This window comes from Fictibacillus sp. NPDC058756 (genome assembly GCF_042746035.1).
GTDB lineage: Bacteria > Bacillota > Bacilli > Bacillales > Fictibacillaceae > Fictibacillus.
In genome coordinates this window covers 1774307-1788480 of record NZ_JBHYPU010000001.1, presented here as the reverse complement: position 1 = coordinate 1788480, position 14174 = coordinate 1774307, and the positions used below count along the sequence as shown (strand labels likewise).

At 36.5% G+C, this 14174-nt stretch carries 9 protein-coding genes; 6 read left to right on the top strand and 3 right to left on the bottom strand.

Annotated features, from left to right (window positions below):
• Window positions 1-26 precede the first annotated feature (26 nt).
• The 4 genes from ACFW35_RS08990 to ACFW35_RS08975 all read left to right on the top strand — a co-directional run bounded on the left by ACFW35_RS08990 (window position 27) and on the right by ACFW35_RS08975 (window position 4737).
• The gene (locus tag ACFW35_RS08990) at window positions 27-1589 is read left to right on the top strand and encodes a phosphodiester glycosidase family protein (protein WP_379845178.1); all 1563 of its coding nucleotides are present in this window, start codon (window positions 27-29) and stop codon (window positions 1587-1589) included.
• Window positions 1590-1618: 29 nt separating this feature from the next.
• Window positions 1619-2554, top strand: a complete 936-nt coding sequence (locus ACFW35_RS08985) for a DUF6454 family protein (RefSeq protein WP_379845176.1) — start codon at window positions 1619-1621, stop codon at window positions 2552-2554.
• A gap of 128 nt (window positions 2555-2682) precedes the next feature.
• A complete protein-coding gene (locus tag ACFW35_RS08980) occupies window positions 2683-3447 on the top strand; it encodes a MerR family transcriptional regulator (RefSeq protein ID WP_379845175.1) in 765 nt (254 codons plus the stop codon).
• Between the two features lie 114 nt (window positions 3448-3561).
• A complete protein-coding gene (locus ACFW35_RS08975) occupies window positions 3562-4737 on the top strand; it encodes an alanyl-tRNA editing protein (RefSeq protein WP_379845173.1) in 1176 nt (391 codons plus the stop codon).
• Window positions 4738-4787: 50 nt separating this feature from the next.
• On the opposite strand, the gene ACFW35_RS08970 is transcribed toward ACFW35_RS08975, so the two are convergent.
• Entirely contained in the window at window positions 4788-6191 is a 1404-nt protein-coding gene (locus ACFW35_RS08970) for a hypothetical protein (protein WP_379845172.1), read from the bottom strand.
• Between the two features lie 98 nt (window positions 6192-6289).
• Window positions 6290-7312 (bottom strand): acyltransferase, encoded by a 1023-nt coding sequence (locus tag ACFW35_RS08965; RefSeq protein WP_379845170.1) that lies wholly within the window; start codon window positions 7310-7312, stop codon window positions 6290-6292.
• Between the two features lie 220 nt (window positions 7313-7532).
• On the opposite strand from ACFW35_RS08965, the gene ACFW35_RS08960 reads away from it, so the two are divergent.
• The gene (locus ACFW35_RS08960; RefSeq protein WP_379845169.1) at window positions 7533-10835 is read left to right on the top strand and encodes a hypothetical protein; all 3303 of its coding nucleotides are present in this window, start codon (window positions 7533-7535) and stop codon (window positions 10833-10835) included.
• A 66-nt stretch (window positions 10836-10901) separates the two neighbouring features.
• Window positions 10902-12119 carry an MFS transporter gene (locus ACFW35_RS08955; protein ID WP_379847443.1) on the top strand — a complete coding sequence of 406 codons (1218 nt, stop codon included), beginning with the start codon at window positions 10902-10904 and terminating at the stop codon, window positions 12117-12119.
• Between the two features lie 217 nt (window positions 12120-12336).
• Here the strand turns inward: ACFW35_RS08955 and ACFW35_RS08950 are convergent, their stop codons facing one another.
• Window positions 12337-13968, bottom strand: a complete 1632-nt coding sequence (locus ACFW35_RS08950; protein WP_379845167.1) for a sensor domain-containing diguanylate cyclase — start codon at window positions 13966-13968, stop codon at window positions 12337-12339.
• Window positions 13969-14174: the final 206 nt, after the last annotated feature.

The following is a 14174-nucleotide window of genomic DNA, read 5'->3' as shown; positions in this document are numbered from 1 at the left end:
GAAGACACTTTACTAAGGAGGATTAGATGAAGAAGTTAAAAAAAGCTTCAAATATAACTCTCGCAGCACTGATGATGGTTACTTTCACATCTTTTGCGGAAAATGCCTCAATAATAAAAACTGTAGAAGCTGAGACACAATCACCATTTGAAGACATTGAATATCAAAACACTCAAAAATTACAAAAAGGGATCAAATATTCGCGAATTGTTTATGGAAAAGCAAGTCAGGAAGCGGACTACATGGTAAACATAGATTTTCTTACTGAAAAAGAAGAAGCCGACAAATTAAGAGAAGAACTAGCATCTCTAGGCTATTCTTCATTTATAAAAACCATTAACGAAAGAGCCCAAGATGATCCAGAACAAACACCACTCGGATATTTAGTAAGAATCGGTCCTTACCAAGAAGAGTCAGAAGCTAAAGTCATAAAGGAAGAACTCGTGTCTAAAGGCTATAACGAGTCTAAGGTTATTTTTACTGATGAAGACGGAGAACCTACCACAGGACCTTGGACCGTTAATGTGCTCGAAATTGATCCTAATACGTTTAAAGGACAAATCTCTCCCGTTATTGCAAATGATAGAATCCCTGAAAAAGAAACACTGACTAGTATGTCTAAGAGAATAAATGCAATTGGAGGTATTAATGGCGGATATTTTGTAATGGGGTCTAAAGATGGTACAGAAGGTGACCTTGCAGGCGTTTCAATGGTAGGAGGCAAGCTTGCTAGTGAAGCTGTGAATGGACGTTCAAGTTTTATTATTAATGAGAAAAACAACGCATCCATATCCACTGTTAATACAAAGATTCATTTAGCATCATCTGATGGCGACAAAAAAGAAATTGACGGACTAAACCGGACACCTGGATTGATTAGAGGATGCGGTGGGATTGGGGATAATGAAACAAATCAGCCAAAACATGATTTCACTTGTACAGATCCAGGTGAACTGATTGAGTATTCCTCACGTTTCGGAATAAAAACTCCTTCAGGAGACGGTGCTGAAGCTGTAATTAATAACAAAGGGATGGTCACTGATATAAGAGAGTCCAGAGGAGGAACAATTCCTTTTGGCAGTACAGTTGTAGCTGGTACAGGAGAAGCCGCTGACTGGATAAAAGAGCATTTGAAAACTGATGAAAAAGTCAAAGTTAAAAAAAAAATAATTGCAAAGGATTCCAAATTTTCAATTGATGAAGGAACAGGAATTATTAATGGCGGACCACGGCTATTACAAAACGGCCAAATTGATATTCCTTCAACTGCAGAAGGATTTCACCAGCCTGATAATCCAGAATTCTTTTATCAGTTCGGTCAAAGACGTCATCCTCGAACAGTTGCTGGAATAAAAGGTGATGGCGCAATTCTTTTGGTAACGATTGATGGCAGAAAACCAGGTTATAGCGTAGGAGCAAACTTTAAAGAAAGTGCCCAGCTCCTTAAATCTTTAGGTGCAGTTGATGCAGTAAATCTTGACGGGGGCGGTTCTACAACAATGACAGTGAATCAAAAAATGGTAAGCTCTCCGTCTGATCCAACGGGTGAACGTCCTATCGGTGACGGTATATTGTTATTACCACAATAAATGTTTAATAGATGAAGGAGAGAAAGAATATGAAAAAAATCATGCTTACACTAGCAGCTGCTGCCACGATTGGCTCAGTTACCACGGCATATGCAAATCCTGATGTTCTTAAACCAATTTCAAACGGAGCACAATTTGAAGAAAACTTTAAGCAGCTTTCTCGTGATACGACTTGGGAACAGAAAGGTAAGGTTGATTTGCAGTTTAACACGTATCATCCACAAGGAATGACCAAGATTGGGAACTTATTCTACATGTCTTCTGTTGAAATCATTGAAAAACCTGTGAAATACGAGCAGCCTCGTAATGGTTATGACCGCACTGCAGGGAAAGGAATCGGCCACCTTTTTGTTTTCAATAATGAAGGGAAGCTTTTAAAAGATATTGAGCTTGGTGAAGGGAATATGTACCATCCTGGAGGCATTGCTTTCGATGGAGAGTCAATTTGGGTATCTGTTGCCGAATATCGACCAGACAGTGAGTCCATTATTTATAAAGTGGATCCTAAAACGATGAAATCAAAGGAAATGTTTAGAACGAATGATCACATCGGGGGAATCTTACGCGACGAAAAGAAAGGAAAACTCAAGGCTGTAAGCTGGGGTTCAAGAACTTTTTACGAGTTTGATCAAAATGGAAAAGTAGTAAGCAAATCCAAGAATCCAAGTCACTTTATTGATTATCAGGATTGTGAGGATGCCGGGAAAGAAAATATGATTTGCAGCGGAATCACAGAACTTCCGCAGAGTGGAACTAATTCTGCAAAATATGAATTAGGCGGATTAGCTTTATTAAATAAGAAAACAATGAAAATTGAACACGAACTTCCAATTTCGCTATTTTCAGATCAAGGGCACACCGCTACACGTAATCCTGTTTATGTAGATAATAGAGATCAATCGTTTAAATTATATGCTGTACCAGATGATGATAAGTCATCAATGCTTGTTTATGAATCAAAATAAATACATTAAAGAATTATAGAAAAACACTTTGGAAAACTTCAAAGTGTTTTTCTATAATATTTAAACAAAAAACCATTGACCTTCACGCAACGTAAAGGTTTAAACTAAAATTGTCAGGAGGTGAGCACATGGAATATACCGTACAAAAGCTGGGCTTGCTGGCTGGAGTCAGCACCCGTACATTGCGATATTATGATGAGATTGGAATTCTTAAACCGGCAAGAATCAACTCTTCTGGATATCGCATCTATGGGCAGACAGAGGTCGATAAGCTTCAGCAAATCTTATTTTACAAGGAACTAGGGCTCCATTTAGACAAAATAAAAGAAATAGTAAACTCTCCTTCTTTTAATGCTGCAAAAGCTCTAAGCGAACACCGTGAACAGCTCCTCGACAAAAGAGTCCAGTTAGATAAATTAATCGCCAATGTAGAAAAAACGATTAATTTTAACGAAGGGAGAATTATGATGACAGATAAAGAAAAATTTGAAGGTTTCAAACAAAAAATGGTGGAAGATAATGAAAACAAATACGGTAAAGAAATCCGTAAGAAATATGGAGACGATACGGTAAACAAATCTAACCAAAAAGTTTTAAATATGACTCAAAGTGAGCATGATGAAGTAACTAAACTTAGTGAAGATCTGCATACTGCATTAGCGGAAGCATTTAAAACCGGAGACCCTGCAGGTGAGCTGGCTCAAAAAGCAGCTGCTCTGCATAAGCAATGGCTGATCTATTATTGGAATGAATATAGCAAGGAAGCACATGCAGGGCTTGCACAAATGTACGTGGATGACGAAAGATTTACTGCCTATTATGATAAAGAACAGCCAGGAACAGCAGAATTTCTAAGAGATGCTATCTACATTTACACGGGCTTGAAGCAGTAATTGAAATTGGTAAGTTTTCAGAAAAAGGGATAACCATGGTTATCTCTTTTTTTTTATTTTATTATCGAGATAGTTTACACTGAATATAGAGACTTAGAAGGGGATGGCCTAATCATGTCGAAAAAAATATACTACTCTTCATCATATACAACTGAATGGGAAACAATCATAAAAAAATCATTCACAAAAGAGGATCAATGTTTTGTGGTCTTAGAAGAAACTGCTTTTTATCCAACAAGTGGCGGTCAGCCTCACGACACGGGAACGATAAACGGCGTTGAGGTTTTAGATGTTTTCACTAATGAAACTGGTGAAGTTGTTCATATGACAGAGAAGCTGCCAGAAATAACACAAGCTTTCTGTACACTAAACTGGAGAAGAAGGTTCGAACACATGCAGCATCACAGCGGACAGCATCTATTGTCAGCAGTATGCTACACACTTTATAACGCGAGGACTGTGAGTTTTCACCTTGGTCAAGATTATGTAACGATTGATCTTGATATATCTGAACTTAACCAATCACAAATGGAGAAGATAGAACAAACCGCGAATGAGGAAATTTATCGTAATAGATCTATACATACATATTATGTAACGAGTGAGGAATTAGCTGAACTGCCTCTTCTAAAAATGCCAAAAGTAACAGAAAATATTCGAATAGTAGAGATTGAAGGCATAGAGTACAATGCATGTGGCGGAACTCACGTTTTAAGTACCGGCGAGATTGGAATTATCAAGTTATTTAAAGCAGAAAAACAAAAAGGGATCATAAGACTCTCTTTTAAGTGTGGTTTACGGGCACTTCAAGATCTCAATGAAGGCCAGCAAATATTAGGGAAGATAGCTGCAAAATTTAATACAGGACGAAATGAAGTAATAAGCCGGATTGAAAAGTGGGAAGAAGAAAGGAAGAGGTTGGAATCAGAACTTTCAAAAGTCAAAGAAGAAAATAATGCTTACGTTGCAAAAGAACTCCTTTTAAAGAAAGAAGAAGATTTTCTTTTTCATGTTTTTGATAACAAGTCGTTTAATGAAATAAAAGAACTTGCCATTAAAATTGCACACGAACATAATTTGTTTATTTTATTTGCTGCAACAGAGGAAAACAAAGTGATTCTTGTCCATAATGGAACTAAAAATTTATCCTGCGGGAAGTTCTTGAAAGAACATTTAGGGTCTTTTAATGGAAAAGGCGGAGGTAATGATAAAACCGCACAAGCAGGGTTTCAATCAAAGGAAGATACAGTGAATTTTTTTGAATTTGCTAAACAAGAAATATTCCAATAAATGAATAAAATAAAGAGGAGTGCAATCGATCTTATTGCACTCCTTTCTAATCAGATTAAAAAGATTGCTACAATGGTTGTAACAATTAACCCGATTGTAACAGGCTTCAGATTTCTTCTTGCAAGCTCAAATGGATCTACACCGCAAATTGCAGCCGCCGGAATTAATGCCCATGGCACCAAAGTTCCTCCGCCTACCCATATCGCTGCAATCTGCCCTAAGGCTGTTAAAGTTGCAGCACCAGCTCCGATTGCCGTCCCAAAGATATTGGCAACAGAGCCAGCTAAAGAAATACCAGAGAAACCTGAACCATCAAGTCCAGTAATTGCACCGACTGCTGTTAATGTAACAGCTCCAATCTCTTTACTTAATGGAACGACTGATGCAAGCGCTAAGCCAAGATCGTTAACAATACCTTGTGAAGTTTTCGGTAAGAATTCGCCTATAATTTTTGTGAAACCAGAGTCACCTAAATAAAAGAAAGCAGCGATGGGTATTACAGGGCCGAAGACTTTGAAACCAAATTGAAAACCGTCAATCATGTAGGAAGTTGTTTTTTCAAGTCCCTTATTTTTATGGCTGACCATTGTGATCAGTAAAAGGATAAAAACAGATGTTCCGCCAATTAATGCTGTCGCATCACCGCCCTGAAGCTTTAGGATGGACATTGCAGCCACATCAAGTGCGAACATTACCGGGATAAATAGAGCGAAGAACTTCTTTTGTCCATTTGATAAAAGATTTATTTTTTGTTCACTCGGCAGTTCTTTTACTGATTCATCTGTCACTCCAGTTGCAGCGGTTAGTTTTCCCGTTTTCATGTCCCGTCTTAAAAAATAAAAGGCAGCGACTGTTGTTACTAACCCCATTACAAAAACAAGCGGAATGCTGGCATTGATTACCTCGTTTACTGGAAGCCCCGCCGCATCAGCTGTTAATTTAGGAGCAGCTTGAATAATGAAATCACCCGATAAAGCTATACCATGCCCAAATAGGTTCATAGCCATCGCTACTCCAAGTGCAGGCAAACCTACTCGAATGGCTACAGGAAGAAGGACTGCACCCATTAGTGCAACCGCTGGTGACGGCCAGAAAAACCATGAGATAACCATCATTAAAATCCCAATAGTCCAATAGGCAAGTGCAGGTGTACGGATCAGTTTGGAAAATGGCGAGATCATCACATCGTTAATACCCGTCGTAGTTAATGTTCTGCTCATTGCAACAATAATAGATATAACAAGTATTGTTGGAAGAAGCTCCGTAATAGCATATATGAAACTATTAAATATACTGCTGATCGAACCGCTTAATGAACCAGTTGCTGCTATCGCAATTAAGAAAATACCGACGATACAAATAAGAGTTGTATCACGTCTTTTTACCATAAAACCAATGATTAAGCCTATAATCACAACATAAATCCAATGAAGCGCTGTTAGTTCAACGCCCATTTAAATACCTCCCCTGTGAACGGGTAATTAGCCCTTTCGTAATGTAATACAGAATATGTAAGGAAGGGGAAGTGGTGAAGCGTTAAAAAGCTTATTATTTATTCTTTTAATTCCGATTTAACTAGCTGCAGAGAATGATAGGTGTAATACGAAATAATAAAAATAAAAAGGGTATAAAATACGTTCCAGATTAAATTCTCTGATAGCAGCTGGTTAACGCCTAAATATTTTAATACGTTATTAATCAGGTCTAAGAAAAACACATGGATAATATAGATACCAAGCGCGTTACCGCCAACTTTTGTAATCCACAATCCTTTTCCAATCTTTTTATTATTCAGAGCAAAGAAGAATAGAAAAGCAGTAACAAGAATCGTTGAGAAAAAGTATTCACCATGGCTGCCATCCAATACTTTGTCTAATAAATATCCTTCCATTACTTGAATAAAGGTACAGATTATCGCTAAACCGAGATAGGTTATTCCGCTTATTTTCCTTAGTTTTTTTAAATGTATGTTAACTGCGAAAACCACTCCTAACGCCGTATAAAACAAACCAAAGAAGAGGGCATCTCTTGTCGTACTTACAGGAAGGTCTAAGAACATCGTATATGCCTGTCCTAAAAGACCGATTAGGTTTAAAATCAAACTTAGGACAAACAAAACATTTATTTTTTTATATCTAATGAAAATATAAACAATGATAGTGCTCCAAATTAACGCCGTCAGGAACCACAGCTGATACCCGCTGGTTCCTTTACCATAATAAAATAAGTTTAATAGCGTAAATTTATCAAAGTATTTAATAAGATTTCCCTGTATATCATTGCCCTTAAGAAGTATGAGCAGAACATCATATATGGCATAAAAAATCAACCAGACGAAATAAATCTTCATCAGCTTAATTACATAGCTTTTTAAATGGAAAAATGATGTATGTTTTTGTATCATTTTCTGTGCAAAGAAATAACCTGAAGCAGCAAAGAAAAATGGTACAGCGAACCTGGCGATATTATCAATAATGAAATATCCTGTAAAACCATCTAACGGGAAAATATGTATGACTACCACTGCAAATATGGCAAAAAATTTAATAAAGTCTATTGAATAAATCCGCTCCATTTTGTACCTCCTTTACTCACGCCGTACTTTACCATTATTCACCAAACCTCATATATTCAAAATCCTTACAGTAAATTAAAATAGTAAGTAGTGACACAAATTAGCAGTTACTGTAAAATTATGACTATCATAAATTTATAATTCAGAAGAGATAACCACTGTTATCTCTTTTCTTTTTCATACATACATTCAACAAAGGAGTTATCAAGGGGGATACATAATGGATGAGCCTAGATTTATCAGGGATTTAAATACGCTGAAAAAAGGCGGGTATATCAAAGAAAAAGACTACCTGACAGTAGTTGACGGATATCACAGATACGCAGATGATCTTAAAATAAAGGAAACTTTGATAAAAGCTGAACCAATAAATCAAAAACCCGTTCAGTCAAAACCAGTAAAACCAGTCGTTCAGCCAAAGCCTAAAATTGAATTAACACCTGAACAGAAGAGGGAAAAGAATATCACTTCATTGATGGCAGCTGGTGTTATTCTCCTTTCATTAGGCGGATTAACACTTGCAACAAGCAATTGGGAAGTATTCAGTTCACTTACAAAAACGATGCTTGTCGGCGGAATTGCTGTTTTGTTTGGAGGATTGGGAGCACTGTCTGAAAAAGTGCTGAAGATCAGAAAAACAGCTTTTACATTTTTTGTTTTGTTTGCGTTATTTATTCCGATTACAATTTTGTCTGCTGGATATTTTGAGTTATTCGGCAGCTGGCTTAGTTTTTATGGAGAAGGAAGATATGTTCTAGGAGTACTCACAACCGTACTATGTGTTCCGGTCTATTTTGGGTTTGGCCGCTATTTTCAGTCAAAGTTGTTTAGCTGGTTTACTTTTATAGCGGGTTCGATAGGTTATTCTTATGAATTATTAGCTTTCGGATTAACGAAGCATGCGTTTTATTTTGCATACGCTTTTGGAAATGTCGGATTTATAGCACTATATCTCATGAACCGATCTACACAGCAAAATGTATTTCTCAAAATCTTGCCAGTCTTTATTCAGGCAAACTTGATTTTATCAACTGTATTAATTCTTGTTTTATTCGATAATCAGCTATATCAAAGCTTTAATATTATCCTGACAGCCATTCTTTATTTAGCAATGAGAATGGTTAATCAGAGGAAAGAATACGAATTTTTATTCATTGGATTCATTACGTATGGATTGTTTCAACTCGTACAAAATTCACTCTTATTAGATTACAGTTTATTCTTAGTCGTCATGATTCCCATTGTTTTACTATTAGTGGCCAAGTTTTCGGATAAACACCTAAACAGTTACTATCAATTGGCAAATGCAGCAATTTCGGTACTGGCATTTTTATATATCACAGTTAATGGTGTCTTGTTATCAGAAGGTGAGGGCAACATCTGGCTCTTGTTAGGATACTTAGTTCTTTCGGGGAACTTTATCTATTTAAGCTATCAAACTTCATTTTCTTTCTTTAAATACTTAGCACCTTTTTATGTAATATGTACATTTATGGAATTGTATCATTTGATGGGAAGCTCTTTAAGCGAATACTGGGGGTTAGCAATCGGAATAGCTGCAGCTTCAGCTTATGGAGTAGGGCAATTCCTCAAACCTTTGCAAAGATCTAGTCTCATGGTGGGGGGAGGAGGAATTCTTTTAAGTTTTCTAATGACCTCTTTAACTGGACTTTATTTACAGGCAGCTATTGTATCCTTGCTTCTGACAAGTTTAGCGCTGCGTCATTACTTTATCGAAAGTGGTCAGAAGAAAAAAATCTCTGCTTGGCTAACTTCCGTGTTTCTTTTTAGTACCGTATTTTATACAGGGATGAAATTTTTACAGGAGCCTAAGCTTTCTTTATCGATAGGATTAGGATGCTTCGTAATACTTGGTTTGTATATTTGGAAAAAAAATCATGTGATGCTTTCTGCAGTTTTTATTTCAGTTGCGGCTATTACAGCAAGTGTTAATTTCATTGTGGCAACGTTTGATGGAAGCTTTACTTGGATTAAACTGTCCTCTTCACTTCTTTTGATGGCAGCATTATGGTTTGCTACACAGCACTTTAAAGTAAAAGCCGGTTATGCAGGTATACAGTTTGGTTTATTCTTTGCGTTGTTTTATACGGCAGAATCAGCCGGATTCTCGTTAACAGATAGAAACTCAGCTTATATGTATATAGGAATCGCTTATCTGCTATTTGTAAGCGGAGAGTACTTTAAACGCGTAGATGCAAGCAGTGAATATCCCATTAAAACTGTTTCTCACTTTTTCTTAGTGTTAACGATTGGATTTTCCCTCTTGGTATCACAAGATGCATTGCCGTTTACTCTTTTAGCCATTCTTTATGGGTTGTATATGATCCGTACGTTAAAAGAATATGAACTTAGATTTTACTTTTACTCAGGTTTAACAATGCTTGCTGTTGCTTTTCATTATTTTATATCCGAATGGCTTCCGCTGGAAGGACCTGTTATCTTTAGTGTCCTTCTCGCAGGATTATATTTTATTTTAAAGCCCCATTGGAAAGACAGAATTATTATTTATACTGTACCGTTTTCACTGTTTTTTCTTGGTGAATATATTTTAAGCCGGGGATTCAACCCAACATACTTATTTATACATGCAGGATTGCTTGTCGGATTTATTCTTTTCTATCAATCTTTAAAAGGCTATTGGAAGTATGCCACAGCTGTAATTCTTGTTTATATAATGATAGACATAGAGGAATTGTTTATCGTTTATGCAGTTCAACCAGATAACAAAGCATTAATTTGGTTTTCAGCAGGATTCCTTACTTCCATGGCTGGACTGATTTACAATAAAAATCTTTTTTCAAAAACGCTTAAGTTTTCTATTGATGTGTTCGCGGTATTTGGAGTTATTTATGTATCTGCGGGATTTACTTATTCACAGGGATTCCTGTCAACGGCAGGACTTTCATTGCTCGCGATTCTATTTTATCTTCACGCAAGACGATTAGGAGAATTCGAAACAGGTAAAAGAATACTGCAAACCATTTCAAGTTTGTTCGTAATGTTTGCTTATTATTCTTTCATCAACCAATTCGAAGTACCTGCAATTGTAAACACTGAGCTCAATGTATTGCCTTGGATTCTCTTAAGTTATGTGATAACGAGAAAGACTTGGAGCATATCTGATAAGATGGCAACTTCAGTTCAATACTCTTTGCTTGGCATAATTGCAGCTTTACTAATAATTGATGCCATGCAAAGCTATCAAGTTATGGATGCCATTATTCTTGGCACACTGTCTTTCGTGAGTATTATTTATGGTTTTCTATCCAGACAGAAAAGCTATTTCTTTACAGGCATGATTGTTCTGCTTTTGAATGTTTTGATTCAAACTCGTCCGTATTGGGGCAGCATGCCATGGTGGGTATATTTGCTGTTAACCGGAATACTACTTATAGGTTTTGCTAGTTTCAATGAGTTTAAGAAGCAGAAAGGAATCGAGTCACCTCCGTTAAAAGAAGTTCTCTTAAAGAAATGGAATCAATGGTTTGGAGAATGGAAATAATGGATAGTTCAGCATGAATTAGGATGAATTATTTTGAATGGGGTACAGGTCAAACCCAAAATTACAATGGGCATGCTTTTTAGGAACAAAGTTATACGGACAATTTTATTTTCAGTGTTTTTTCTTCAAATCGGCATTTGGGTTCGAAACTACTCGATTCTTTTGTATGTCATTGAGAAAACGAATGAGAATCCAATCGCGGTGTCATTAATATCTGTTGCAGAATTCGCACCGATCTTTCTATTCTCTTTTATAGGCGGAACATTTGCAGATCGATGGAAACCGAAAAAGACAATGATATGGTGTGACTTGCTAAGTGCAGTTTCCATTTTCGCCGTGTTGCTTACTCTGTTATTTGGAAGCTGGAAGATCATCTTTTTTGCGACTCTTGTTTCATCTATATTGTCACAGTTCTCACAGCCATCAGGAATGAAATTGTTTAAGATACATGTACCAGAAGAGATGGTTCAAATTGGTATGTCCATGTATCAGACTCTATTTGCGGTATTTATGATTCTTGGACCAATCCTTGGAACGTATGTATATCAGCAGTTTGGTATTAATGCAGCGATAGGTATTATGGGAATAGCTTTTGTTTTATCTGCTGTCATCCTAACTTTATTGCCTCCTGATCAAGAGGTGGAAGGGCAAGAAGAGAAATCGTCCATCTGGCATGAAATGAAGGAGGGCTTCAGTTATGTATTAAGCAAGCGTACCTTAACCCTCCTTGGAGCCTGTTTTGCTTTAGCGGGTCTGGCATTAGGATTAACACAGCCGTTAACAGTATTTTTAGTTACCGAGCAGTTAGGACTTCCTAAAGAACAGCTTCAATGGCTGATGGCAGCATTCGGAACTGGAATGATACTTGGCGGAGGCTTAACAATTGGAATAGCCAGTAAAATAAAGCCTCAAGTTTTGTTGTCATTTGGATTAGGGGCAAGTGCTTTAGGATTTTTCATTATGGGGATCTCTACAGAATTCTGGCTGACTCTAACTGCCGAGTTTTTAAGCGGTTTGTTTATGCCTTGTATCCATATAGGTATAAATACACTTATTTTACAGGGTACTGAACAAAAATTTATTGGAAGAGTAAATGGCATCTTAAATCCATTATTCATGGGTGCAATGGTACTGACAATGTCAATCACAGGTTGGCTGAAAGAAACCTTCTCATTAATCGTGATGTTTGAAGGAGCAGCTATTTTGTTTGCGTTCGGAATCTTGACAATGGTTCCTCTTATGAAAAGAAGTCCTATGGTTCAAAATGAGGTACAAAATTCATAAAAAGAAGGGGCTGTCCCAAAAATAAGGTAAACTTACTTTTGGCAGCCCCAAATTTTTTTATTTTTATAAAATAAAAAATAAACAATATCCTCGAATTTCAAATCGAGGATTTTCCGATAACTTACCACATTATAATAATTTACGTTATCTAAAAGTTTAAATAAAAAGAGACATGACCTTAAAAGTTTTTATACTTTAGATTCAGCCCTTCTTTTGTTTATGAGACTCTATTCTTCATGTAAACGTTAATCTGATTTTTACCTGCGCGTTTTGAAACATATAGTGCTTTATCTGCATTTTGCAGCACTTCATCCGGATGTTCTCCATGTTTTTTCCACACCGCCGCTCCGATACTGCAGCCAATATATGATTTATGACCATTTAAATAAAACGGCTGATTTAAATCTCTGATAATCTCATCACCAATAATTCTAGCATCCTCTAATGGGTGAATTGAATCAGTTGAAATAATGACTACAAATTCATCTCCGCCAAGCCGTGCAACAAAATGGTTATGTTTCAATGCTGCTTTAATCCTTTTGCTAGTTTCAATTAATAGAATATCTCCCATGTGATGACCCAGTGTATCGTTAACCTTTTTAAAACCATCGAGGTCCAAATACAAAATGATCATATGGTTCAGCTCATTTTCCCCTTGTTCCGTTAATTCGTTCATATAGGCATATACAGACAATCGATTAGGAAGACCGGTAAGTGAATCATGCATCGCTATATTTTCCATTTTTCCAAGCTCGGATTCTGTTTTAATCAAAGAAGAGACTAGTTTTCTAAGTGAATTTGAAAGATCTTCGATATCTTTAATTCCTTTTATATAAGGAATTTCAGCATTTTCTCCATTCCTTAATCGGTTTGCAGAAACCGCAATCCGTTGCAGAGGGGTTGATATTTTACCGGCGAGAAACCATCCGATTATCGCCATGATTATAGTAAAGATAGTACCAAGTATAAATATAAAAGTTTGAAGATTGTTCACTGATGTGAAAGCAACCTGTTCAGGCTGCCGGACGATAACTGTCCAACCAAGTCCCTTATAATCTTTATGACCTTCTCCGTAGGCATGTCCCGTTAAATACTTTTTGCCGTCCGGCCATGTTACAAGTTTCCAATTGTTTTTTGACTGATGTATCAAATCAAGTTTTAATGGTTGACCAACGAGATTTTTTGGACCAAGCAAAACGGTTTGATCCTTAGAGCTTACTATAAAGACTTCTACGTCTTCACGCTTTCCTTCAAGTGGCTGAAGCACAGTATTCTTGATTTCTTCTGTCCACTCCCAACTTAGATGTGCAGCAAGTACACCATTAAATGACCCGTCTGATTTATAAACAGGGGTACTGATATCAACTAGCTGAAGAGGTTCGCCATTTTTATTTGGGATTAATTTAGCCAGCAGTACTGCATCATGTACATCTCCAATAAATGGTTCATTTTTTGCATTCTGAAAAACAGGGCGTTCCGATATATTTTGACCAACAAGAATTCCTTTTGTAGCTGATGTGACAATCCCATTCTGATCGGTTAATCCTACCCATGAAAAAGAGGGAAGACTGTCCTGAAGCTTCGTTAGTAACTTTTTAACTTCTAAAGTTGGTTCTGGTTGTTTAAAGGCTTCTAGTTCACTGATGATTTGTATTTCCTTAAAGCGTGACCACATAAAATAATCCAGCTTATCTGCCATCTGAAAAGCAACAGCAGCAAGAGAATCTCCAACTTCCTTTTCCAGCATACTGCTGGATTTCTTACTAATTGTAATACTTAAAAATGTCGAAGTCATAAAAATCAAAATCGAAAATGTGATAGCAAAATATGTTCGTAATTTAATAGACACGTTTTTGCACAGTTCTCCTTGTAATAGTAGTAATCTACATAAGATTACGCTGCCATATTTGTAAAACAATACCACAGATGATTATATCTAATATGCAATACAAATGATATTTATTTTTTTCTTCAAAAATCAATAGAATAAAGGAAATTCATATCAAATTAGCATCAACCGTTTTTCAAGTACAGGTTATGGGTATTATAAAAATA

Excerpts from the sequence above, each read along its gene's own strand:
- ACFW35_RS08990 (WP_379845178.1), top strand. The coding sequence starts at position 27 with ATGAAGAAGTTAAAAAAAGCTTCAAATATAACTCTCGCAGCACTGATG.
- ACFW35_RS08985 (WP_379845176.1), top strand. The coding sequence starts at position 1,619 with ATGAAAAAAATCATGCTTACACTAGCAGCTGCTGCCACGATTGGCTCA.
- ACFW35_RS08980 (WP_379845175.1), top strand. The coding sequence starts at position 2,683 with ATGGAATATACCGTACAAAAGCTGGGCTTGCTGGCTGGAGTCAGCACC.
- ACFW35_RS08975 (WP_379845173.1), top strand. The coding sequence starts at position 3,562 with ATGTCGAAAAAAATATACTACTCTTCATCATATACAACTGAATGGGAA.
- ACFW35_RS08970 (WP_379845172.1), bottom strand. The coding sequence starts at position 6,191 with ATGGGCGTTGAACTAACAGCGCTTCATTGGATTTATGTTGTGATTATA.
- ACFW35_RS08965 (WP_379845170.1), bottom strand. The coding sequence starts at position 7,312 with ATGGAGCGGATTTATTCAATAGACTTTATTAAATTTTTTGCCATATTT.
- ACFW35_RS08960 (WP_379845169.1), top strand. The coding sequence starts at position 7,533 with ATGGATGAGCCTAGATTTATCAGGGATTTAAATACGCTGAAAAAAGGC.
- ACFW35_RS08955 (WP_379847443.1), top strand. The coding sequence starts at position 10,902 with ATGGGCATGCTTTTTAGGAACAAAGTTATACGGACAATTTTATTTTCA.